The organism is Sediminibacillus dalangtanensis (assembly GCF_017792025.1).
Classification (GTDB): domain Bacteria; phylum Bacillota; class Bacilli; order Bacillales; family Amphibacillaceae; genus Sediminibacillus; species Sediminibacillus dalangtanensis.
The window spans coordinates 535,832-557,616 of sequence record NZ_CP046956.1 but is presented as its reverse complement, the minus strand read 5'-3'; the positions used below and the strand labels follow the sequence as shown (position 1 = coordinate 557,616).

The window sequence follows — 21,785 nt, the reverse complement described above, 5'->3', positions numbered from 1 at the left end:
CAGTTCGGTTTTCAGAGTGGGGTTATGTTATGTCCTACTCCTTTTCTTCTTTACAATTTCTTTAGAAACCCCTCCCCCTGAGAGACGACTGTTTAAGCAGGAGGGGATAACATGAAGAATAAAACAATATTTGCAGTTCTACTGGCGGCAATCTGTTTACTGGCTGCCTGTGGAGATTCGGAAAACCAGGCAGCCGAAAAACAGGAAAAGCAAAACAGTTTTACAACAGGACAAGAACCGATGACATTGGAAAAAGAAAGGGATAACTTCCATCTTCTTGCCAAAATTTATTCCCATTCTCCCGATACGCTGACCGTAGAAGGGCTTTTAACCTATACAGGGGAAAAGCCTGTCACACTCACCCACGGAATGGCAATAATTCAATTCGGGATGATAAACCTGAAAAGCGATGATGCTGTCGATGAAATGGTTTATCCGGATATTGCTTATCAAACCACTGTCAAACCCAATCAATCTTTTCCTGGCAAACAAACATTCACCGTGGAAGAAGGTGGGAAGTATGAACTGACTATTGAATCAGTCCTTCATACTTTAAGCGGTGAAGCACGAGGCATCACCTTCGATCCTATAGAGGTTTCCTGGTAATATGCCGACGGAGTCACCTGCCCTTCAACGCGAAATCGCCGGAGTCCTTCCGCGAGTTTCAGTATTGGGGAATAATCAGCCATTAAAGGGGAAATGGCGAACAAAATACATGAACGCAAAATATCCTACCAATAATATAAAAGATAGGATAAATAGGATATATATTACTTTGCGATACATCTTATCACCCCTAATTACACATATTGTATAAACCCACTTTTCTAACAGGCTTTCATGTTAAACTATATGGTATAAACTATCGGACCAATTGTCTACATAAGGAGGCAGTTGATTTCAAGATAGGAGGATGAGATGAAAGAAAACCTGCGATTTGCTTGGATTGCTTCTTGGTTTGCGCTAGTCGGCCAACTCGTGTTTTTCATCGGGGTAGCCATCTTCACTGGGGAATGGCGGTATGTAATGTGGAGTCTGATGGTTAGTATGATGGCCGGCATTCCCAGTATGATTAGGACCTGGCAGGCACAGAAAAGACGGAACACTCCCACAAATGAGTGAGAAGGAGCTAGGGAGGGACTTTATGCAGGAAAGTCCCTTTTTCATCTAAAAAAACAAGCTCACCGCTTTTGCCATAAATATACCCGTCTACCTTGTTTTCTGTCTCGCATTGTCCAAAAGCCCTGGTTGCAATGCCGTGTAACAGCCTGTGAAGTTACCTGCCTTTCAATCTAAAGTCACCTGAATTCGTCCTGACTTTCAGTACATGGATAGGATTCTCTCCGATGAAACCATGGATATTGTGCTCGGATTTTTCTTCAAACAAAACTTCTTCCATTGAAACACGCCCATCACCCGAGCTGCTTTGAAAATCAACTTCAAATCGCTCTTGAGGTAAACCATATTCGACCGATACATCGCCGCTGGTTGTTTCGACATTCACCTCTGTGATTTCACCAGAATGAGAAAGTACAACATCACCGGAGGTGGTTCCAGCTTTCGGCCCATATCCTTCCTCCCCATCTAGTTATATGCCCCCTATTCATTTTAACTAAAAATTCTGTCAAATGTACAAGCACGGCGGTTAATTACTAGGAAACATCTTAACCAGTACGCCCGAAAAGAGTTGGCCTCTGCAGGAGGAAACAATACAGTCTTTCGCTGCATTGTTATTCGTGGAACTTTCTTACTGCTAAAATTCGACCTCGACAGAAACAATATCTCCGGCATTCCGTTTTAATTGAAAGCCACTGGAAGGGTTCTCGAAATTCAATACTTTGTTGACCCTTCTCGATCTTTCGACTAGTTCGACAAATTCATGGGTTTTAGAAGCATCTGGTACTTCTATGACATTCCCATCCGAAAACTTCAGAATTACTTTCATCCGACCCCCTCCTTATTATATTATCAATTCGACAAACAGGGGCTGGTTCCTTTCACAATTTTCTATTTTATGGAATATATTTAGATCAATTTGCTTAAACGCTATCTCTTTTATTCTCTTGGTTTACGTTTATCTCTACAACAGTTTTCTCGATCAAAATAATACCAGAAGCGCAACGCACTCCTGTTAATTCGTTCTAGCTTTTGTTAACGAACGTAAATTCAGTCCAATTCTTGGTTGACGTTATTTAAGTTTCGGTAAGCGCGGAATTGACTCGGTGAAAGTCCTGTATTTCGCTTAAATGCATTATAAAAGCTAGAAACGCTTTGATAGCCTATTCGATAACCAACTTCCGTACTATTAAGATTGGTCGTTAAAAGAAGTTCCTTCGCTTCATTCACTCTTATCTTTTCTAAGTATACTCGTGGTGTATATCCTGTTCTTTCTTTGAAGATCCGATTTAAATGAAAACGGCTAACCCCAACCCTTGACGCTATCTCATGTAAAGAGAGATTTTGAACATACTTATTTTTTATCAATTGTTTAGTATCTTTCACAAGGCTTTCTAAGGGGTCATATATTTTCATATTTAAATCTGGCCGGCATCTTTTACATGGTCGATAGCCTGCATTTTGGGCATCGTTCCCATTTAGAAAAAAGGATACATTTTCACAATTCGGAACCTTAGACCTACAAGAAGGACGGCAGAAAATTCCTGTTGTCCTGACCGCATAAAAAAATATCCCATCATATGATGAATCACATGATACAGTCGCTTGCCACATGATTTCCTTAGAATGGTTAATTTGATTCTTCATTGAATTTTAAACCTCCCTTATAAGAGAAAGTTTCTTGCTAAAAATCATATAAATCGTATATAAAACCACGACAATCATCGGGACAAATATATACAATTGAAAAAACGGAAGAACTCCTAAACATAAAACGAAAGAGGTTAACGATGCCCACCATGCTAAAGTGTTCTTCCTGAATAATTTAACACCCGCAGCCATTGAAAGAACATAAACTAGAATCCCAAGAGAGGTCGGTATAAACAAAATGTTATCAAATGTCAAAGATAAAGACTTTGTAACTAACACACCTGCCATTGAAAACAAGGTAACGAATAATACCATTCGTCTTGGGATTTGAGTAGTTACTTGGTTTCGTGAAAAAAAATTGGGAAAAGCACCATGTCTGCTTAATGAATAACCTAATTGCGTCAGGCTAGCTACAAAAGCATTTGATGTGCCTGTACAAATAATTAAAGCTAAAATAGCAGTGAAGACTTTAGCACCTAAGCCTAATGTCGCTCCCATTAAGATCCCAATAGGAGAAAGATTGCTTTCTTGGCTGCCATACGTTGCTGTTCCAATAGTGACAACACTCAACGCTAAAAATAATAATCCAATAACGATTGCACTAACAACTGCTCCTTTGACAAGATCCTTTTCCGGTCTTTTAAATTGCTCGGCTAGATTACAAATCGCCTCCCAACCGAAAAAAGACCAAAAGATAACCGTTATAGCGCTCCCGACAGAAAACCACCCATTCGGGGCAAAAGGAGTAAAATTCGCCCATTGTATTCTTGGAAGTGACACCAATATTGCCACTACTATAAGTATTAATAAAAAAGAACTTAAAATCAATGCAACTTTCCCACTAACATTTACGCCGTAATAATTGGAAGCACCTGCAATTCCCAAAATAGAGATTGCAATTACTGTTGCTTCTCCACTTGAAAGTCCAAATGCCTGACTGACATAATAAGCACCGGTTAAAGACACAATGGTTTGACCAACTGCTGCTGTTACAAAGTAAAACCACCCAACGATATTGCCAAGATGATATCCGAAAGAATTTCTAACAAAGGTTGCTGCTCCCCCAGCATCAGGATATTTTCTTGCCAAACAAGCAAAAGAATAAGCTAGCGGAAAGCTAATGATAATAACAATAAGCCAGGATATAATAGATGCGGGTCCCGCCATTGAGGCTGTTACCCCTGATAAAAATAGGACGCCTGAACCAAGAATAGCAGCAATGTATAATGCAATTCCTTGAAATACTCCAATAGATTTATTGTTCATCACCTCACCCCTTTGTAGCAATAGTGTACTAGAAATAAGGTGAACAACTCTTCCTTTTTTTTGCGCTTTAATTCTTGTTTAGTAAATTTTTTTTATAGCTTAATTCTAGATTTCAAGAAAGTTTAAAAAAGAGGAACAAGAAAATTGCAATCGAAGTAAAAGCTAATGCTTTTTATCAAGTCATTTTCTGCTTTTGTGGCATGGTCTTTAAAAAGAAAGACCGCTTCTCTTCGTTACATCTAAGAGAAGCGGTTCTAAATAATCCGTTAACGCAGCTGCTTAATCTGTCGGGTAAGCTCGAGGAACTTTGCGTCCAGCTTCGCATAACTCTTGTCACCTGGCGTCATAAAACTAAGCTTTCCCAGTATTTCTTGACGTTCTGTTTCCAGTTTCATCCGTAATGCTTCCTGCTCATCCACTTGGGATATGGCTGTATTACCCTGCTTTTGAATCTGATGATTATCTATGACGAGTTTGTCTTCCGTTGCCTTCTCCAGGAAGTAACGGTCATGTGATACGACAACCAGCGTTCCGTTATAATGCGCTAACGTATCTTCCAGCTGCTCACGTGAAGGCAAATCCAAATGGTTCGTCGGCTCATCCAACAGGAGTACATCCTTTTCCTCCAAAATGTAAGCCATCAGCTTGCACTTCACCCGCTCACCCATGCTCATCTCGGCAATAGGCTCTGTCCACTGTGAAGCAGAGAATCCTAAGTGCTTCATCAAATTCTGGACCTTTCCTCTTCCTTCGAACGTATCTTGATAAAACAATTGCTCCGGCGTTTCATCAAGCGGCAAATCGAATACTTCCTGGGTTAAATAGCCAATATCCGCTGCAGGCGAGATCCACACCTCGCCTTCCGCCGGTTCCTTGCCCATGATGATGTTCAACAAAGTCGTTTTCCCACTGCCATTCGGGCCTGTGATGGCCAGTTTTTCCCCGTGCTGGATGATAAAGCTGGCATTTTGAAACAACGTTTTACCACCGAAGGATTTAGATAAATGCTTCACTTCCAGGAAACGCTTGCCGACCTTGGTATTGGCTTTCATCGAAAAATCAACCGTGTATTCAGGTTCAACAGGGTCCACCTTGTTTTTTTCCAGTTCTTTTTCCAATCGCTTTTGCTTCGACTTTACCTGGGTATCCATTCGTTTCGCCTTCAACCGGTAATATTCCTTGTATCCTTCTTTTTTCGTCGATTCCGCATGCGCTTTCTTCGACCAGGAGGTGAGTTCGTTCAGCTGCCCCTCGATCCGTTCCACCATTTTTTGTTGCTTTTCATACTCGCGCTGCTGGGTGAGCCTGCGTTGCTTGCGTACCTTCATATAGCTGGAATAATTCCCTGTATGCTCGATCAGCGTATTGCCTTCCAATGACCACACTTTCGTGGCGGCCTTATCCAAAAAATAACGATCGTGCGATACGAAAAGGATAGTGCCCCGGTAGCTTTTGAAGAGGTGTAGTAAAAGATCCGTACTTTGCTGATCGAGATGGTTGGTCGGTTCATCCAGCAACAACAGCTGCGCGTTTTTTGAAAATCCGGCAGCAAGCCGTGCTTTCAGTTTTTCCCCGCCACTATATTGATCGTACTCATGATCAGGTACCTGCCACTCCTTTCTCAGTTTTCCTTCGTCTGCGGACATGTTTTCCACCTTATGAATTTCTGTTTCTTGCTCGACCATTTCCATGGTGATAGGTTGCTGAAGCCACTGTATGTGACCGCTTGTCGGCACAATATCTCCATTAATCAATTTCAGCAGCGTCGATTTCCCGGCACCATTTTTGCCGATGATACCGATGACTTCTCCCTGCTGTACACTAGTATTCACCTTTTCAAACAACTTTACATTCATGACCTCATAGCCAAGATTGTTCAGCTTCAATAATTCGGTCATTCCATCAATCCCTTTCTATAAAGGGAGGACTTTCAAATGGCCGGCATGGTGGGTCTATCGATAAAAAGCAGCCAATAAAAAATCCTCCCAAGCGAGTTGGAAGGATTAGCCGTACCGGTGCCGTATCAAATAAGCTGCATGTTGCGACAGCTATGGAATGATATAAATTAATGGGCAGACTAATCCTATTTCGTGTGTTTTGAAATATGCTATTTCAAACAGTTGAGAATAAGATTAGTTCTTCATTGTCCACCCATCATTCCTTTCGTCTGTAGTAGGTACATTATAGCATAGCAGAAGTCTGTATGGCAAAGCGGTTTTGGATTCTTGAGAATGCTAGCTGATTTTTTTTGAAATAGTGGTTGTTATTTTTTTTGCTCGTTATTCTTTATATAGAGTGTGCCACCGACGCGCACCTATTCACTGCTATGATTTTAAGTCGACTAGTATAAAGCACTGATCATCTTTTTGGTCGTAACTATGTTGTTTCTGTTGTAGTTCCCTTACTAATTCTTCCTTCATATGGCATAACGAATTTGTTTTCGCATACCTCAAAAATTCCTCCATATAGTCATACCCGATAAGTTCCGATACGCCATCCGTGTATAATAACAATCTGGATCCTTTAGCATATTTGATGGTTTTGGAATGGTACGTTGTTCCCTCAAATGTGCCTAGCGGAGGGTTCGTAGCACCCAATGTCTCCTGTTTCCCTTGTTTATTTTGATAAATCGCGGGGGGATGGCCAGAATTGATATATTCCATCGTTTGCTTTTCGGTATCAATAAGAAGGTATATAGCAGTACAGTAATGCCAAGCCTCCTCATCATGATGAAATAAGTAATGTAAATGGCTATCTAATTCTTTCATAACAGAAGCTGGGCTCGTTCCCTTTGGGATTACTTTTTGGTATAAGGATTGTAGAGACATGGTTACTAAAGCAGAAGAAATTCCATGTCCCATTACATCCAATAAAATCACACCATATTGGTGGTCATTGATCTGATAAAAACCATAGATGTCTCCTGATAATTCCTTTGATGCCTTATAATAAGATTCAATCTGAATCTTGGCATTGCCAAAAGCATCCGTTAACGAGGTTTCTTGAATTTTTTTTGCCAGCTGTAATTCATTTTGATTTTGCTTATTAATTTTAATTAACTGGGCCTGTTTCGCTTCCAGTGCTTCCATGGCTTCTTGTTTTTTATTTAGAGCATCTTTAGCAACCTTGTTGGCGAATAACAGTTGATCTTCATAATCGTTCCTTCTCTGCATTGGAAGGAAAACACAATCGATAAGTGAAGGCTGACTGTCTTTCTTCATGGAAGCATTTAGCAGTATTGGTATTTCTTCTGATTGGTGATTCATCAATGAAAGGTACATCTCCTCGACAAACCCCTTATGTGTCACCATAGGGATGAAATATAATTGAAAAAACATCTGCGCCGAAGGTGATAAGATGACATTTATATGCTGTCCATCCAACTCGGCCCGTTGATACCCAAGTAATCGCAGCAACATCTCATTCACCGAAAAAATTGTACCCTCAGTTGACAAGGTAAGAAAACCGCATGGTGCCTGATTTAGCTGTTCGTCCATTAAGTTAAACCACCTATTTTCTCTGATTCAAGCTTCTCTAAATATTCATGTATTAATGCAACCGTCTCGTCAGGATGACTCATATGGGGACAATGGCCTTTGGCTTTCATATAACGTATGGTGCTTACCGGTAATCGTTGATTCATGTAATCCCCCACTACAGTCGGTGCTATTACATCTTCAGCACATTGTAGAATCAGGGTTGGCAGGGTCACTCGCGGCAAATCCTTCCGGTTGTCTGCAAAGAAACAAGTTTCTGCAAATTTGCGTGCAACGACGGGATCTGTCGAACAAAAGCGGTCTTCCAACTCTTCAGCAACTTCCGGGTGCTCCGCGTCATTTGTAATAGTAGAAGCAAAAGTGTTCGCCCATCCGATGTAATTTTTGTCCATCATGTCCATTAAACCAAACAGCTCTTCTTTTTCAAATCCGCCAAAGTAATCAGGTGGATGGTTGAGATAGCAAGGAGACGGACCAATCATCATCAGGGAAGAAAAGTAATCAGGCTGTCGCAAGGAAGCCAACATACCGATCATACTTCCTACCGAATGTCCAACGAAAATGGCATCCTTTAACGCCAATACCTCACAAATATCCAGTACGTCCTGTGCATAGCCATCAAGTGTACTGTATTTATCATTGTCAAAAGCCTTTATATCGGATTTCCCCATCCCAACGTAATCAAATAAAATGACTCGATAGTCTTGTTCAAAAGACTTAGAAACCCTGCTCCATACGGATTGATCACAACCAAATCCAGGCGCAAACAGGATAGGCCGGCTCCCTTTACCTTTTATCGTAACGTTATTTCGGACAACCACATTTCGTTTCATAGCGAATTTCCCCTTTACCTGAAAGCTTCATTCGATAAATTATCTCATAGATAGATGAATAATTCCTAATTATAAGGATTTTGGCGAAGATTGTAAGGAAGTAGCTCAACAGCTTATTGCTTTAGGAAAGATTATCATCAACCACCATATACCGGGAGGGCATTCATGTCTATAGGAAAGAGATAGTATAATTTCCCTTATCGCTTATTTCTACTTCATATAAGAAGGCACCCACTAAGACGAAATGGATGCCTTCTTATATGAGGTTTATTTACCCATCTAAATTTCAGATTTTGATATCTACACGTGCGTTGTGAATGGATGACACACGGTAGGCCTTGAATTTTTCAAACTGGTTGATAAATTCGTTCCAATCTTCCCTGAGTAACTGAATACTTTGATTGACACTTGTCTCAGACTTATTGTTCCACGTGCCACCCAATTGTTCTTTTTGAATCTCCTTGTAACCTTTCATCACTTCTTCATAATCGTGTTGGAATTGATCAGACAGTTTTAAATCAGAAAACAATTCACTGTAGTGTTTTTGCTCAACTTGAACGATATGGTTTCCTTCTTGAATATTTTGGACGGCAGTTTGTAAGCGGTCTGCTATATCCCCTAATGGACCTGCTTTTGACTTATCTCGATTGTAAATGATTTCGTAAGTTCGTAATGACTTGTCAACCGTCTGCTCCAACTGATCATCTATAAATTGATTCGATACATTTTTCATCTCCCCTGCAAAAGAAGGGGGTAATGCCTTTTCTGCTATTAAATGGAGCTTTTCTTTCGTTTGAAGATGGTATATGCTTTCTTTTGAACTAGTCCATCCACTCGAGAAAAAATCTTCATTCCTGGTTATCGCTTTCTTTATAAGTTCCGAAAGCTGATTCTTTTCTTCTTCAGAAATCCCTTCTAACTCTTCAACAAAAGAAGAAAAATAGTCATTATAATCTGATTCTGACCTCACTGAAGTTTTATCTTTAATCTCGGTCACTTCCAGCTTTGAGGACTGATTTATTGCTTCACCCACTACATCAGAGAGAAACAGCTTATCTAGCTTCATATTTGAATAATTATGGAGGCTCTCTCCATTCGATATTTGTCGTGGTGTACTGCGATTAGTGTGATTGAGATTAATGTGTTGGCTGTTAGAAACATTGGTTAATCCCGACATTATTCATCCTCTCCTTATTGTGGCTGGTAAATAGAATGTAAATCTCCATTCGAATCTACCCTATTTCCTTTTAGAGCACCGCTTCAGATACCAGTGATAAATACTATTATTGAATTCGTAACTGCAGCCTGAATACGATACCACTTTTGTTGTCCCTTATCTGTTATGTAATCTGAATGATCAATTTCTAGATTAGGACAGAACCAAACCTATTGTTTTTACAGGAAAGAAATTTAAATACCACTTTTCCCAATACATCCCTAAATCACTAAGTAAGCATTCTAACATCTTGTACAAACGCTCCAAGATGTACAACTCCCTACATCATATAAATTCGACATTAGACGAAAATTTCCTATAGCTTTTGTTCGACGAAAATCGACAAGGGTAACGGAAGAATTCGGCCTATAAAAAAACACCCCATTTGGGATGCTGACTTAAAGTGGAATCTATGAAGAAAGGATTCAACAATATGCACCTTTAGAAAAAAACGTCAACAATCCGTCCCCAAAAGGATTAAAAACATCCTTAACTAAAAGCGCACACATAGCAAAACCCCTTGATAGACAAGGGGTTGAGTGATGGAGCATAGCGGGCTCGAACCGCTGACCTCTACACTGCCAGTGTAGCGCTCTCCCAGCTGAGCTAATGCCCCGTATTCGATTACTATTCCTGTTTGACTCAGACAAGAAGTATTATATACCATTACCGAGCTGTTTTGCAAGAGGTTGAGCAAAAAATGTGTTTCCAATACAATGATCAGGCATATTCCAGTTCATTCGTGTGATAAATCTCACGGTACCTCTCTATCCCAACCAGTATAATGGAAGAAACCAATTCCTTTAAAGGAGTTTTTCTAATGAAAAAACTACTCCCGAAGCAGCACGGTGCCTGGGCAATGCTGATTATCCCTTTCTTCCTCGGATCCATTGCCGGCCGCTTTACATTCTGGCATATTCCTTTGTTTCTAGGGTGGCTGTGTTTATATTTGTCATCTTATCCGTTTATCATGGTGTTCAAGAAGAAACGGAACAACTCCCATTATAAAAAAGGAGCAATTCTATTCGGTCTTGCCGCCCTGCTGTTTCTGCTCCCAGTACTTTGGACAGAGTGGCGCTTGATTTTCTTCGGCATTTCTATGCTTCCCTTGTTTTGGATCAATATTTACTTTGCCAAACAGAAAAAGGAAAGAGCTTTCCTCAATGATGTGGTTGCTGTGGTCACCTTTTGTATCGGCGGACTGGCCAGCTACTTTCTCGGCACCGGAACCATTGATCAAACAGCAATTGTATTGGCAGCCTATAACTTTTTATTCTTTTTCGGCAGTATTTTTTACGTAAAAACGATGATCAGACAAAAGAAAAACCGGCAGTTTCTGTACTTTTCCTGGTGTTATCATCTTTTACTCACGATTGGTCTTTTTTTCATTGTAGGATTATGGCTGGCGGTCGCTTACTTTCCAAGCTTGTTAAGAGCCTGGCTGCTGCCGGGAAGAACGCTTTCTATTAAAAAAATCGGCATCCTGGAAATCCTCAATTCCGTTTTCTTTTTTGTGCTTATGTTGGTTACAGTTTTATCTGAGTGAGAAAAGAAGAGTATTTCCAGGAAAAGGCTGATAGATCGACCTGGAAGTAAATCAAGTACCTGGTGAAGTGGATTAACTCTGCCTGAATGATGAGCAAATGGCAGGAAACGTAGATCAACTCTGCCTGAAAGAAGATCAATACCAGGAAAAGCAGATCAAATCGACCTGAAAGAAATACCGGACGAAGTTGATCAATTACAACAAATCGATCATAAGAGAGAAGCTGCCAATCACGGCGGCTTCTTTTTTATCAACTATTGGACCGGTAAACCGGGAGACTGCAACAACGGAAAGATCCTCCCGATTTTATTATTTCGGAAAACTCCACTTCGATCACTTGGAAACCGGTTTGTCTCATTTTTTCATTAACATCCTTGTTTTGCGGCATGCTGATCACTTTTCCACCACCAATGGAAAGTACGTTGGTTCCCATGGAAAACTGCTCTGCAGCGGAAACTTCAATCAGTTGATAGTTTTCTTTCAGTTTCTGATAATCTTCCGGGGCAAATGCATCGGGATACACCAGCGCCCAGTCGGGACTAAGTACATTAAATGCGCAATCAAGATGAAGAATACTTTTATCAATAGGGAGCGGGATCACCTGGTAATCGTTCCCCAGCTGCGACTGCAGTGTCTCCACCGCTTCTTTCGTGGTCCTTTTGCTGATACCGACCCAGATTTTATCTCCATCGACCATCACGTCTCCGCCTTCAATCGATTGTAAAAAAGGGCGATGATAAGCGATGTTTTTCTCCTGTAGGTTTTGTTTTAACACATCTACTTCGGCGCCACGGATATTTGTCTTCATTTCCGATAAAAACAATCGTTCGCCAATGCAAAAACCGATGTCCCGGGTAAAAACTTGTTCATTGAGCTGATGTTCTGGTTCCAGCCGGATAACTTCCGCTCCGTGTTTTTCCAGTGCCCGGGCAAAATCCTCATGTTGTTCCATCGCCAAATCGACGTCGATATTACCATTGATATAATACCGTTGTGTTTCGTTAATAATTTCGGTGATTTCCATATATTTCGGCCTGCAAATGAATAACGTTTCAAGCTTGTGATATTCTGTCGTACACTCAACGGTCTTTTCTTCTGATTTTATCATCAATTCGGGTTACCTCCATTATCATTTGGAATAATATACTAACTTCTATAAGGAGATATTCCCTCTTCCTTATCATCAAAAACCGCACGGCAGCCTGTTTTATTGATTGAATTTTCTAACATTTAAGTATAAAACAATAGTTAAAACTTTGGCAAGTATTCCAGCCTTCCTTCGGCTGCCAATAAAGTTAAGTAGATAAAGAGACTGATAGAGTTTCCAATTGAAGTAAAATTCATGAATCGAAAGTAGCCTCTTCGAAGAAGAAAAGTTTAAAAGCGTCCATACGTGGAATTCGTAGTAGTGAAAACAATTTAAAGGAGGAAAGATAAAGATGGCAAACAATAATAAACGCAGAAACAATAAGATGTCTGTAGAAGAAGCAGGTCAAAAAGGCGGTAACGCTGTAAGCAACAAATATGACAAAGACCACTTCCAAGAAATCGGACAAAAAGGCGGTAACACTGTAAGCGATAAATATGACAAAGATCACTTCCAGGAAATTGGCCAAAAAGGCGGTAACACTGTAAGCGACAAATATGATAAAGAACACTTCCAGGAGATTGGACAAAAAGGCGGTAACACTGTAAGCGACAAATATGACAAAGATCACTTCCAGGAGATTGGACAAAAAGGCGGTAACACTGTAAGTGATAAATATGGTCAAGACCATTTTCAAGAAATCGGTCAAAAAGGCGGTAAGACCGTAAGCGATAAATATGGTCAAGACCATTTCCAAGAGATTGGCCAAAAAGGCGGTAACACTGTAAGCGATAAATATGACAAAGATCACTTCCAGGAAATTGGCCAAAAAGGCGGTAACACTACTAGCGACAAATATGACCGTGAATTCTATGAAGAAATCGGTCAAAAAGGCGGTAATAGTCGCTCTAGAAACAATAATAACAACAAATAATATTTTCAGCAACAGAAATGATTAAGGTTGGTTCCGAAAGGAGCCAGCCTTTTTTATATCGGAAACCGTTTAATAGTTCAAAACCCGATCTGTACCTGAAACATCCACGTCATAGGTGTTCCCATCTGTCCGGATCACAATATCCCCGACCTTGGCAGTCGAGTAAATGGTGGCGCCGGCAAGCTGCAGGTAATCAACTACCCTGTCGACAGGATGCCCGAATTCATTGTTCTTACTGTAAGACAAAATCGCGGTTTCCGGCCGTACTTCCCGGATAAAATCAAACGAGGTACTGGTTCCACTTCCATGATGTGCCACCTTCAATATTTCTGCTTGCAGCTGTTTCACGTCCAGAATATTTTGTTCCTGGATTGTCTCCACGTCAGCCATCAGCAAAAAGTCTACACGGCCGTACCTTAAAGAAAGAGCAATCGACGACTGATTATTTGTTTTGAAGGCATTTTGTGTATTCAAAACACGGATTGTGAGCTGCGGATCGATGACAATATTCTCTTCCCCCACTGCAACCGTCACTGGTATTTTTTTCTTTTTGATTTGCTGTAAATAGTGAAAATAGGTAGAGGTGGTATAGAGCTTGCCGCTGTCGATCAAATGCTTGACGTCAAATTCATCCAAAACTTCGACGAGTCCGCCGATATGATCGATATCCGGGTGAGTCGCTACAACCAGGTCCAGCTTGTTGATTCCTCTTTCCTTAAGATATTCAGTCACTTTTTCCGCTGCAGACGGCGGTCCTCCATCCACCAGCATTTTTCGTCCGTTCGGTGCTTCTATCAGAATGCTGTCGCCCTGTCCGACATCGATGAAATGCACCTGCAGCTCGTTTTCTGCATGGCGGCCGGCTGCAGTAATAGGGAGGATTATCGCAATCAAACATACCATAACAAAAGCAGCAATCAGCCTTGCCACATAAAAAACCTCCGTCAACGTGATGGTTAACCTTATAATTAGAAAGAACCCGTGGTTTTATGCGGTGGGAAGCCGACTGGAGCAGGAAAAACCAAAAAGAAAACATTCGCTTTGATTGCAGCAGCAGTATTCATTTCGCTTGAAAGCTTCCTGAATGTTTCAGCATAGGGAATAACCGTCTTTGTAAAACAAATGCTTTTTGAATATGTAAAAAAGCCGGCCCCTATCAGGGACCAGCCACATTTCTTGCTTATGCGTTTACTACATTGATTTCATTTTCCACAAGTTCGACGTTTATCGACTTGATATCTTCTTCATCCAATACGAGGTCGGTGATACCATCCTCGACTTTTTCTTGGATGACACGGCGGAGCGGTCTTGCACCGAAGCGAGGGTCATATCCTTTGTCAGCAAGGTATCTTTTCGCATCGTCGGAAATCGTAATGGTCAATCCTTCTTCTTTCAACGTTTCTTCCAATTCGGCAATCATCAAATCGACAATCTGAATTAAGTCGGATTCTTGTAATTCATTGAATGGAATGATTGCGTCGAACCGGTTCAAGAATTCTGGCTTGAAGTATTCGCTGAGATTTTCCAGGGTTGAAACTGCTTCATTTGTTGTGTTGGTGAATCCAACTGAAATTTGCTTGTCGCCGGTTCCCGCATTACTTGTCATAATGATGACTGTTTCTTTAAAGCTCACCCTGCGGCCATGGCTGTCGGTTAGATGACCATCTTCCATGATTTGCAGGAACATGTTTTGGACGTCCGGATGAGCTTTTTCAATCTCATCCAGCAAAATCAAGCTGTACGGATTGCGGCGCACACGTTCTGTCAGTTGTCCGGCTTCCTCATGGCCGACATAACCTGGAGGGGAACCGATGATTTTAGACACAGAATGTTTCTCCATGTACTCACTCATATCAAGACGGATCAACGATTCTTTTGTACCGAAAAGCTCTTCTGCCAGCGCCTTGGTCAATTCTGTTTTACCAACACCAGTCGGGCCGACAAACAGGAAGGAACCGATTGGACGATGTTTTGATTTCAAGCCGGCGCGGCTGCGTCGTACAGCTTTGGCCACTTTTTGCACCGCAACATCTTGTCCAATTACTTTTTCGGAAAGATTTTTTGCCAAATACTTCATTTTTTGCTGCTCGTCGGATTGGATTTTCCGAACCGGAATACCGGTTTTTTCTTCTACAAGCAACTGAATATCTTCTACTGTCACTTCGGCAGCAGGTGCCTCTGTTGCTTCTTCCAGTTGTTTTTCCAGCTTGATTTCCTGGTGTCTCAAGTTGGCAGCACGTTCATAGTCCTCTTTTTCTGCCGCTTGCATTTTTTCCTCATGAAGCTCATCCAGGCGTTTTTGGATGGCATCCTTATCGGATTGGGAATTGGCAAGATTCAAACGCGCTCCCGCCTCATCCATCAAGTCGATCGCTTTATCCGGCAGGAATCTGTCCTGTAGGTAACGCTGTGACAACGTTACCGCACCGCGGATGGCTTCGTCTGTATAGCTTACTTGATGGTAGTTTTCATAACGCTCTTGCAGCCCTTGCAGGATTTGCACTGCTTCTTCGACGCTTGGCTCTTTCACAATAATTGGTTGGAAACGGCGTTCCAGCGCTGCGTCCTTCTCAATTTTGCGGTACTCTTTCAACGTCGTTGCACCGACTAATTGCAGTTCCCCTCTAGCCAAAGCGGGCTTTAAGATGTTGCCGGCATCCATTTGGGAGCTTTCAGCTGTACCTGCGCCGACTAGTTGATGTACTTCATCGACAAACAGGATGACGTTTTTTCTGTTTTGCAGTTCGGATACAAGCTGTTTCATACGCTCTTCGAACTGGCCTCTGATGCCTGTGTTGGCTACCAGAGAGGCTACGTCCAGCAGATAAATTTCTTTGTTCATCAGTTTAGCAGGAACGTCGCCTTCAGCGATCTTCAAGGCAAGGCCTTCTGCAATCGCCGTTTTCCCTACACCAGGTTCCCCGATAAGAACCGGATTGTTTTTGTTCCTTCTATTTAATGTCTCAATCACACGTTTCACTTCATTTTGACGTCCGATAACCGGATCAATCAAACCTGCTTTCGCAGCATGTGAGAGGTTTCTGCCAAGCTCGTCCAGCAAACCGCCGCCTTTTCCGCCGTTGGCTTGCTGTTGTTGCGCCTGACCGCCTCCTTGCTGGAATCCTTCAAACGGAGAAGCTCCCCCGCCAAAGAATTGGTTGAAGTCCATACCGCCTTGGTTGAAAAAGCCGGATGGATTTTTTGCACTATTTTTTATTTCTTGAAAGCACGTTTCGCATAAGTTCAATTGTTGTGTTTGATTATTAAAACGAAGGTTTACATTAATGGTTGCTTCACGAACACCGCAATTTTGGCATTGCATATTCGCTTTCCCTCCTTCAGATATATAAGGTAAGTAGTTTGGTCTTTGACTTTGACTATCTTTGACCTTACTTTTATTATAGTTTGACTTTCTTTGACTTTCAACCCCTACATTAGAATTTTTATAAATAAATTTAGAATTGGCTGTATTAGCCTGTCTGAGGTTGAGAAGGATAAACCCTTGCTTTCATCCTATTACCCGCTATTTTATTCCTTTAATCAAAAATGGTCAAATTTATTGTTTGTTCTCAATTACCAATAGGCAGAGGATTTTGTTAAACATTGTGTAGATGAACAACTGGATGATAACAAGGCTATCAATATTTTCCGCATGATTAATAGGTGATAAACTATGAATGAAAACAACCGAGAGGGCAATAAAGTAGTAGATGTCGGAGGTATTATGGAAATATATCACTTTAAAAAAGAGACAGGTAAGAAAATCACAAAATTCGACTCTGATTTTGTGATTTCACGAATTACGCAGACAAAGAAAGCAGCTCATATTGCTTGTATGCACTTAGATGGTAATGGAATAATTGGTTATCATCAAGCTGTTGTCCCTCAGCTACTATTAATTGTAAACGGAGAAGGTTGGGTTAGAGGCGAAACGGATGAGTATTTCAAAATTCATTGTGGCGAAGCGGTATTTTGGGATAAAGATGAATGGCACGAAACGAAAACAAGTACAGGTTTAACTGCAATCGTTATAGAAAGCGAAGAACTAACCACTTCATCTTTGACAACTTTAGAGAGATGATGCGTATTAAACAAATAGGAGTATTAATTAAAAGGAGGAAGAGGAACTCCAATAATCTACATTATCGTCTATCATAGCTTTCGATTAAGAAAAGCCATTCCGCTTCCGGAATGGCTTAGTAAATGTAAGAAAAATATTTCTTTATATAAATGCGCATTTGCAATCAGGATTGTAGTTACCTGAACAGCTATTCATGAACCGATTCATTGACGGACGAGCTTTCTTCCGCTTCTGTGTTCGGCAATTCTTGCTGAAGCGGACCGATCACCTTGAAGGGAATCATAATCAAAATAGAAGCCAGCAGTACAACCCATCCAAGTTCGCGTAAGATTTTCAATCTGTTCTCCTCCTATTAGAATAGCTCTTCATTTATCCCAAGCATAACACATCCTACTAGATTCGCAAATACCCCTTTATCACTCTAAAGCGTTGGGGGACAGTCCCTGGTTCTGAGAACAAGGGACTGTCCCCGCCTATTAGTTAGTGGTTGCTTTTTCTTTTTGGCGCAGTTCGATTCTTCTTATTTTACCTGAAGAGGTTTTCGGCAGCTCCTCGATAAACTCTATTTTTCTAGGATACTTGTAAGGAGCGGTCCACTTTTTGGCAAAGTCCTGCAATTCCTTGACAAGGCCTTCCTTATTTTTATCTACATTCGGCTGAAGGACAATAAATGCCTTGACCACATTACCTCTGTCCGGGTCGGGACTGGCTACGACGGCACATTCCTTGACCGCTTTATGTTTGACCAAAGCGTCTTCCACCTCGAACGGCCCGATTGTGTAACCAGAGCTAATGATGATGTCATCACTTCGCCCTTCGAACCAGTAATAGCCGTCCTCATCCTTTGATGCCTGGTCGCCGGTGACATAATAGTTACCTCGCAGCGATTTTTTGGTACGTTCCGGATCTTTATAATATTCCTTGAACAAGGCAGGCGTATCAAGCGGTATGGCAATATCCCCGACCTTGCCAACTGCCACCGGGTTTCCATCTTCGTCGATCAATTCGACTTCATTACCTGGGGTGGGCTTGCCCATTGATCCGGGTTTTACCTCCATACCTTTCATGAATCCGAGCAGCAGGGTGTTTTCAGTTTGCCCGTAACCATCACGCACCGTGATATCGAAGTACTTCCGGAATGTATCGATTACTTCGCGGTTCAAAGGCTCTCCTGCCGATACGGCACTGTGCAGCTTGGTTAACGAGTAACTGTCCAAATTATCCAGCTTGGCCATCAACCGATATTCCGTCGGAGTACAGCAAAGAACATTTACTTCATGCTTTTCTAATAGAGACAAGTACTTCTTCGCCTCGAATTTTCCATTATAAACCAGTCCGGTGGCACCGGAACCGAGTACAGACAAAAGTGGGCTCCACACCCATTTTTGCCAGCCTGGAGCAGCTGTCGCCCAAACTACGTCTCCGTCTTCGATTGCCAGCCAGTTATTCGCTGCCGTTTTCAGATGGGCAAAACCCCAGCCATGTGTATGGACAACCCCCTTTGGATTGCCGGTCGTTCCAGACGTGTATGGAAGAAAGGCGATATCGTCCCTGGTCGTCGAAGCCATTTCCAGTTGATCTGACGCCTTTTCTTTCAGTTGGTCAAGGTGATGCCATCCTTCCACTTCACCGCCGACCGAAAACTTGATTAATTCATCATATTCTTTAATTCCTGTGAATTGTTCAACAAATGGATGATAGCTGATGATACCAGCAACTTCTCCATGTGTGACCCGGTACTGTAAGTCCTTCGTGCGCAGCATCTCTGAACTAGGAATGATAATAACACCGGTTTTAAGAGCAGCCATGTAAATTTGGTACGACTCGATCAACCGGGGCATCATGACTAATACCTTGTCCCCTTTTTTGAGACCATTGGATAAAAACACATTTCCGATCTTGTTAACGTTAACCAGCAGCTCTTGATAGGTGATTTCCTGTTGGTTTCCCTCATTATCTTCATAAATCAACGCCTTCCGTTCCGGACCGCTGGCATACTTCTCTACTTCCATTGCAATGTTGTAATTTTCCGGAGCAATCAGCTCTTTTTTATCCATCCGTTCATCCCTCATTTCTTTTTAGTATCAGGTATTAATTTCTAGTCATTATATCAATTACTAATGTCTATGAAAAGTAAGAAAACTTATGAAAACTTTATGGAAGCGCTATCAATAATATGATAAAATTTGGTTCCAGCTTTTACAAGGGGGGAATGATGCGGGAAAAAGTGTGGGGGGTAGGTCGTTTTGTAGGTCTTTGGTAAGAAAATAAACTTTTGTAGATTAGCAAGTTTTAACAAAAGTAAATCGGTGAATACTTTAGCAAAGTCAGTCAAGTTTTCAGTAAGACGGAATTCCCCTTCAGGACCGGCCAGGCTGCTAAACTTGATTGGAAAAAAATTAAGATTGGTGCGTGATGATCATGAGGTTTCGTCTGCTTCTTCTCCTGTTGCTGTCCGTCGTTTTAACTGCCTGCGCTTCCACAAATTCAGAAGAAAAATCATCAGGGAATGAAGGGATTCACAATCAGGCATACCCTGATGTGGAACAAATCCTGAAAAAAGACGAGAATGCCGATGTGTTCCAATGGAAAAAACGGATATATAAAACCAACTTGAAGTCGCTCGAATCCATGGATGTGACCAAAGAGAAACAAATCGGAACCATTGAATCCACTTATTCAGAGGGAGATGAATTCACCGATAACATGGCGACCAAACTCCCTGCCGGCACCGCCATTTATGCTACCGATAAAGAAAACATACTGATCGCCGAACACAACGGAGAAACCAAACGCTACCTCGCCATGATTGAAGACTAATAATACAAGGGACAGTCCCCGCTATCAAACGGAACTGTCCCTTTTTACATTTCGAGACCAGTACCAGCCAAACCGGACAGGATCAGAGTCGGGGGTCAGTCCCTCCTGCTGCGTGGTGTCAGTCCTTTCTCCGTATTGGGGACTGACCCCGATGGGGGTAAAATCCTGGTTTAATGGGGTTTTCGGCAATTCGGTCGAGGCTAAACTGGGTTTTAGGGACTGACCCTACCGCGGGGCGGGGACTGTCCCCGGATCTCTTCTGTTCTTGAATATTTATGTTTTCTTAATTTGTGAGGGGGGAAATGCTTGGTTTTTTGTGATATGCTAGTTACAAATATGAAGGAGGGATTGTCATGAATAGGGAAACTGTTACCTTAATGGCTAATAAGAAGACAATCGACTTGAAACCGCAGCAAATGGTGGTGTACCGTTCGTGTAAGATTATCGAAGCGGTTGACCGGAACGACGCCTGTTATTACTTATATATGTACAAAAATAAGCCGCTCAACGGCATCCGGGCCAAACACATAAAACTTGGATCCTTTCTCCACCGCGCACTCGCCAGAGGAATCAGCTTTTCCGGAACACATCCGCTCACACTCCAGGTGCTGTCCGACCATCCTTCATTCCGATCGATCAGCTTTAATCAACTGTACAAAAAAATAGCCGCCAGCCACTCTCCCTTGGAAACCGCCTATATACTCACCTTATTCGACAGCTTTGCTGCCAATGAACCCATCCATAAATTGCTCAAAAATACTTATTACAAATACCGTCGGAACGGTCAAATGCTATTAGCTTACAAGACACTGAACATTTTTGCCGACTTTGCACCAGAAGACGCTTTTGCCCGTGACATGCAAGGGCACTTGGACTTTCAGCGCTATCGACAGCGGTATGCGGATGTGAAAAAGGTTGCTTCTTCAGACCCGCAGCATTTCGAGAGGGTCAGCTTCGATCGCCTGACTGATCCGGAAACCAGCCGTTTACTGCTCGACAGCCTGCACAAACAAAACCGTTTGATCGACGAAATTGCCGTCCGGCTGCACCTGCTCACAAACCGGACAATAGCAGAGGATCTTATCGTTTTTGACTTGATTGAACAGCACTTCGACCAGGAGCAGCAGCTGCAGTTTTACCGTCAGCTGGCTTACTCCCCCGAATTACCAGCAGCATTGGGCACCCAACTGCTTGAAAAACTTCTCGAAAGCCAACAGCCCGACGCTGTGGTTCAGCTTTTGACTGCGAACGACATCCAACCTTCAGACGTGCACAAACAAGCCATCGCCGACTGTTTTGCCAAAGCTGACTTATCGATATTTCCGCCCCTCTTCAGCCGTCTGAACCACCGTCTGCTCGATCTGTTTTCCGATCAGCCACAGTTATTGGAACCGATCGTGATACGATGCATATCAGCCTTTTTCCGTGACTATGACTTGGATACCCTCAAACAATGGCTCGAAGCCTTTCAACAACAGGGGATTCATCTGCCAATTGAACAAAAACTGAACAAAATGCAACAGTTGGAAGAAGACCCTGAACAGCAGGGAACGCTTGGCGAACTATATTTGTACTTCCATCAGCCGGAAAAATCAATCGACTGCTTTAAATGGGAAATGGAACTAAAACCCGAGGATCCAAAACCAGTACATCTTTTGTCCAAAGTATATTTGACGTTAGGCAATAAGGATGAAGCGGCCGTCTACCAGCAATTGTATCTACAAATGCAGCGTTGATCT

Annotated in this window: 18 protein-coding genes, 1 tRNA gene and 2 pseudogenes; 7 read left to right on the top strand and 14 right to left on the bottom strand. The window is 42.0% G+C overall.

Annotation, left to right across the window (positions count from 1 at the left end; genetic code table 11):
- The first annotated feature begins 111 nt into the window (after positions 1-111).
- Positions 112-606, top strand: a complete 495-nt coding sequence (locus ERJ70_RS02925; RefSeq protein ID WP_209367072.1) for a hypothetical protein — start codon at positions 112-114, stop codon at positions 604-606.
- 312 nt (positions 607-918) lie between these two features.
- Positions 919-1,122: a hypothetical protein gene (locus tag ERJ70_RS02920; RefSeq protein ID WP_209367070.1), complete on the top strand. Its 204-nt coding sequence runs from the start codon at positions 919-921 to the stop codon at positions 1,120-1,122.
- Between the two features lie 154 nt (positions 1,123-1,276).
- Here the strand turns inward: ERJ70_RS02920 and ERJ70_RS02915 are convergent.
- The 9 genes and pseudogenes from ERJ70_RS02915 to ERJ70_RS02875 all read right to left on the bottom strand — a co-directional run.
- Positions 1,277-1,549, bottom strand: a pseudogene (locus tag ERJ70_RS02915) (DUF4097 family beta strand repeat-containing protein); the annotation flags it as partial.
- A gap of 204 nt (positions 1,550-1,753) precedes the next feature.
- Entirely contained in the window at positions 1,754-1,945 is a 192-nt protein-coding gene (locus ERJ70_RS02910) for a hypothetical protein (RefSeq protein WP_209367068.1), read from the bottom strand.
- Between the two features lie 221 nt (positions 1,946-2,166).
- The gene (locus ERJ70_RS02905) at positions 2,167-2,763 is read right to left on the bottom strand and encodes a bifunctional transcriptional activator/DNA repair enzyme AdaA (RefSeq protein WP_209367066.1); all 597 of its coding nucleotides are present in this window, start codon (positions 2,761-2,763) and stop codon (positions 2,167-2,169) included.
- A pseudogene (locus ERJ70_RS02900) lies at positions 2,747-4,032 on the bottom strand (APC family permease). The gene ERJ70_RS02905 and the pseudogene ERJ70_RS02900 overlap by 17 nt, the downstream one beginning before the upstream one ends.
- Positions 4,033-4,298: 266 nt before the next feature.
- Positions 4,299-5,930 carry a ribosomal protection-like ABC-F family protein gene (gene abc-f, locus ERJ70_RS02895; protein WP_209367063.1) on the bottom strand — a complete coding sequence of 544 codons (1,632 nt, stop codon included), beginning with the start codon at positions 5,928-5,930 and terminating at the stop codon, positions 4,299-4,301.
- A gap of 426 nt (positions 5,931-6,356) precedes the next feature.
- Positions 6,357-7,529: a SpoIIE family protein phosphatase gene (locus ERJ70_RS02890; protein WP_209367061.1), complete on the bottom strand. Its 1,173-nt coding sequence runs from the start codon at positions 7,527-7,529 to the stop codon at positions 6,357-6,359.
- A complete protein-coding gene (locus ERJ70_RS02885; protein WP_209367059.1) occupies positions 7,529-8,362 on the bottom strand; it encodes an alpha/beta fold hydrolase in 834 nt (277 codons plus the stop codon). Before ERJ70_RS02885 ends, ERJ70_RS02890 begins: the two co-directional genes overlap by 1 nt.
- A gap of 286 nt (positions 8,363-8,648) precedes the next feature.
- Positions 8,649-9,539, bottom strand: coding sequence for a hypothetical protein (locus ERJ70_RS02880; RefSeq protein ID WP_209367057.1), 891 nt, complete (start codon positions 9,537-9,539; stop codon positions 8,649-8,651).
- A gap of 582 nt (positions 9,540-10,121) precedes the next feature.
- A tRNA-Ala gene (locus tag ERJ70_RS02875) sits at positions 10,122-10,194 on the bottom strand.
- Positions 10,195-10,398: 204 nt separating this feature from the next.
- Between ERJ70_RS02875 and ERJ70_RS02870 the strand changes: the two genes are divergently transcribed.
- Complete coding sequence (locus ERJ70_RS02870; RefSeq protein ID WP_209367055.1) at positions 10,399-11,124, top strand: YwiC-like family protein; 726 nt, start codon at positions 10,399-10,401, stop codon at positions 11,122-11,124.
- A gap of 250 nt (positions 11,125-11,374) precedes the next feature.
- Here ERJ70_RS02870 and ERJ70_RS02865 read toward each other — a convergent pair whose 3' ends face one another.
- Positions 11,375-12,232 carry a dimethylarginine dimethylaminohydrolase family protein gene (locus tag ERJ70_RS02865; RefSeq protein WP_209369100.1) on the bottom strand — a complete coding sequence of 286 codons (858 nt, stop codon included), beginning with the start codon at positions 12,230-12,232 and terminating at the stop codon, positions 11,375-11,377.
- Between the two features lie 331 nt (positions 12,233-12,563).
- Between ERJ70_RS02865 and ERJ70_RS02860 the strand changes: the two genes are divergently transcribed.
- Positions 12,564-13,145 carry a general stress protein gene (locus ERJ70_RS02860; protein ID WP_209367054.1) on the top strand — a complete coding sequence of 194 codons (582 nt, stop codon included), beginning with the start codon at positions 12,564-12,566 and terminating at the stop codon, positions 13,143-13,145.
- Between the two features lie 69 nt (positions 13,146-13,214).
- Here the strand turns inward: ERJ70_RS02860 and ERJ70_RS02855 are convergent, their stop codons facing one another.
- Together ERJ70_RS02855 and ERJ70_RS02850 are read right to left on the bottom strand one after the other, a co-directional pair.
- Complete coding sequence (locus ERJ70_RS02855; protein ID WP_209367052.1) at positions 13,215-14,075, bottom strand: ComEC/Rec2 family competence protein; 861 nt, start codon at positions 14,073-14,075, stop codon at positions 13,215-13,217.
- 250 nt (positions 14,076-14,325) lie between these two features.
- Positions 14,326-16,467, bottom strand: coding sequence for an ATP-dependent Clp protease ATP-binding subunit (locus ERJ70_RS02850; RefSeq protein WP_209367050.1), 2,142 nt, complete (start codon positions 16,465-16,467; stop codon positions 14,326-14,328).
- A 402-nt stretch (positions 16,468-16,869) separates the two neighbouring features.
- Here ERJ70_RS02850 and ERJ70_RS02845 point away from each other — a divergent pair, with 402 nt between their 5' ends.
- Positions 16,870-17,226 (top strand): cupin, encoded by a 357-nt coding sequence (locus ERJ70_RS02845; RefSeq protein ID WP_209369099.1) that lies wholly within the window; start codon positions 16,870-16,872, stop codon positions 17,224-17,226.
- A 187-nt stretch (positions 17,227-17,413) separates the two neighbouring features.
- On the opposite strand, the gene ERJ70_RS02840 is transcribed toward ERJ70_RS02845, so the two are convergent.
- Positions 17,414-17,563 carry a hypothetical protein gene (locus ERJ70_RS02840; protein ID WP_209367048.1) on the bottom strand — a complete coding sequence of 50 codons (150 nt, stop codon included), beginning with the start codon at positions 17,561-17,563 and terminating at the stop codon, positions 17,414-17,416.
- Between the two features lie 139 nt (positions 17,564-17,702).
- A complete protein-coding gene (gene mbcS, locus ERJ70_RS02835; protein ID WP_209367047.1) occupies positions 17,703-19,283 on the bottom strand; it encodes an acyl-CoA synthetase MbcS in 1,581 nt (526 codons plus the stop codon).
- Positions 19,284-19,641: 358 nt separating this feature from the next.
- Here mbcS and ERJ70_RS02830 point away from each other — a divergent pair, with 358 nt between their 5' ends.
- The gene (locus ERJ70_RS02830) at positions 19,642-20,046 is read left to right on the top strand and encodes a hypothetical protein (protein ID WP_209367045.1); all 405 of its coding nucleotides are present in this window, start codon (positions 19,642-19,644) and stop codon (positions 20,044-20,046) included.
- Positions 20,047-20,399: 353 nt separating this feature from the next.
- Positions 20,400-21,782 (top strand): tetratricopeptide repeat protein, encoded by a 1,383-nt coding sequence (locus ERJ70_RS02825; RefSeq protein ID WP_209367043.1) that lies wholly within the window; start codon positions 20,400-20,402, stop codon positions 21,780-21,782.
- The last annotated feature ends 3 nt before the right edge of the window (positions 21,783-21,785 follow it).

Bases quoted from the DNA above. Each gene is read 5' to 3' on its own strand.
- ERJ70_RS02925 (WP_209367072.1), top strand. From the start codon at position 112: ATGAAGAATAAAACAATATTTGCAGTTCTACTGGCGGCAATCTGTTTA.
- ERJ70_RS02920 (WP_209367070.1), top strand. From the start codon at position 919: ATGAAAGAAAACCTGCGATTTGCTTGGATTGCTTCTTGGTTTGCGCTA.
- ERJ70_RS02910 (WP_209367068.1), bottom strand. From the start codon at position 1,945: ATGAAAGTAATTCTGAAGTTTTCGGATGGGAATGTCATAGAAGTACCA.
- ERJ70_RS02905 (WP_209367066.1), bottom strand. From the start codon at position 2,763: ATGAAGAATCAAATTAACCATTCTAAGGAAATCATGTGGCAAGCGACT.
- abc-f (WP_209367063.1), bottom strand. From the start codon at position 5,930: ATGACCGAATTATTGAAGCTGAACAATCTTGGCTATGAGGTCATGAAT.
- ERJ70_RS02890 (WP_209367061.1), bottom strand. From the start codon at position 7,529: ATGGACGAACAGCTAAATCAGGCACCATGCGGTTTTCTTACCTTGTCA.
- ERJ70_RS02885 (WP_209367059.1), bottom strand. From the start codon at position 8,362: ATGAAACGAAATGTGGTTGTCCGAAATAACGTTACGATAAAAGGTAAA.
- ERJ70_RS02880 (WP_209367057.1), bottom strand. From the start codon at position 9,539: ATGTCGGGATTAACCAATGTTTCTAACAGCCAACACATTAATCTCAAT.
- ERJ70_RS02870 (WP_209367055.1), top strand. From the start codon at position 10,399: ATGAAAAAACTACTCCCGAAGCAGCACGGTGCCTGGGCAATGCTGATT.
- ERJ70_RS02865 (WP_209369100.1), bottom strand. From the start codon at position 12,232: ATGATAAAATCAGAAGAAAAGACCGTTGAGTGTACGACAGAATATCAC.
- ERJ70_RS02860 (WP_209367054.1), top strand. From the start codon at position 12,564: ATGGCAAACAATAATAAACGCAGAAACAATAAGATGTCTGTAGAAGAA.
- ERJ70_RS02850 (WP_209367050.1), bottom strand. From the start codon at position 16,467: ATGCAATGCCAAAATTGCGGTGTTCGTGAAGCAACCATTAATGTAAAC.
- ERJ70_RS02845 (WP_209369099.1), top strand. From the start codon at position 16,870: ATGGAAATATATCACTTTAAAAAAGAGACAGGTAAGAAAATCACAAAA.
- mbcS (WP_209367047.1), bottom strand. From the start codon at position 19,283: ATGGATAAAAAAGAGCTGATTGCTCCGGAAAATTACAACATTGCAATG.
- ERJ70_RS02830 (WP_209367045.1), top strand. From the start codon at position 19,642: ATGATCATGAGGTTTCGTCTGCTTCTTCTCCTGTTGCTGTCCGTCGTT.
- ERJ70_RS02825 (WP_209367043.1), top strand. From the start codon at position 20,400: ATGAATAGGGAAACTGTTACCTTAATGGCTAATAAGAAGACAATCGAC.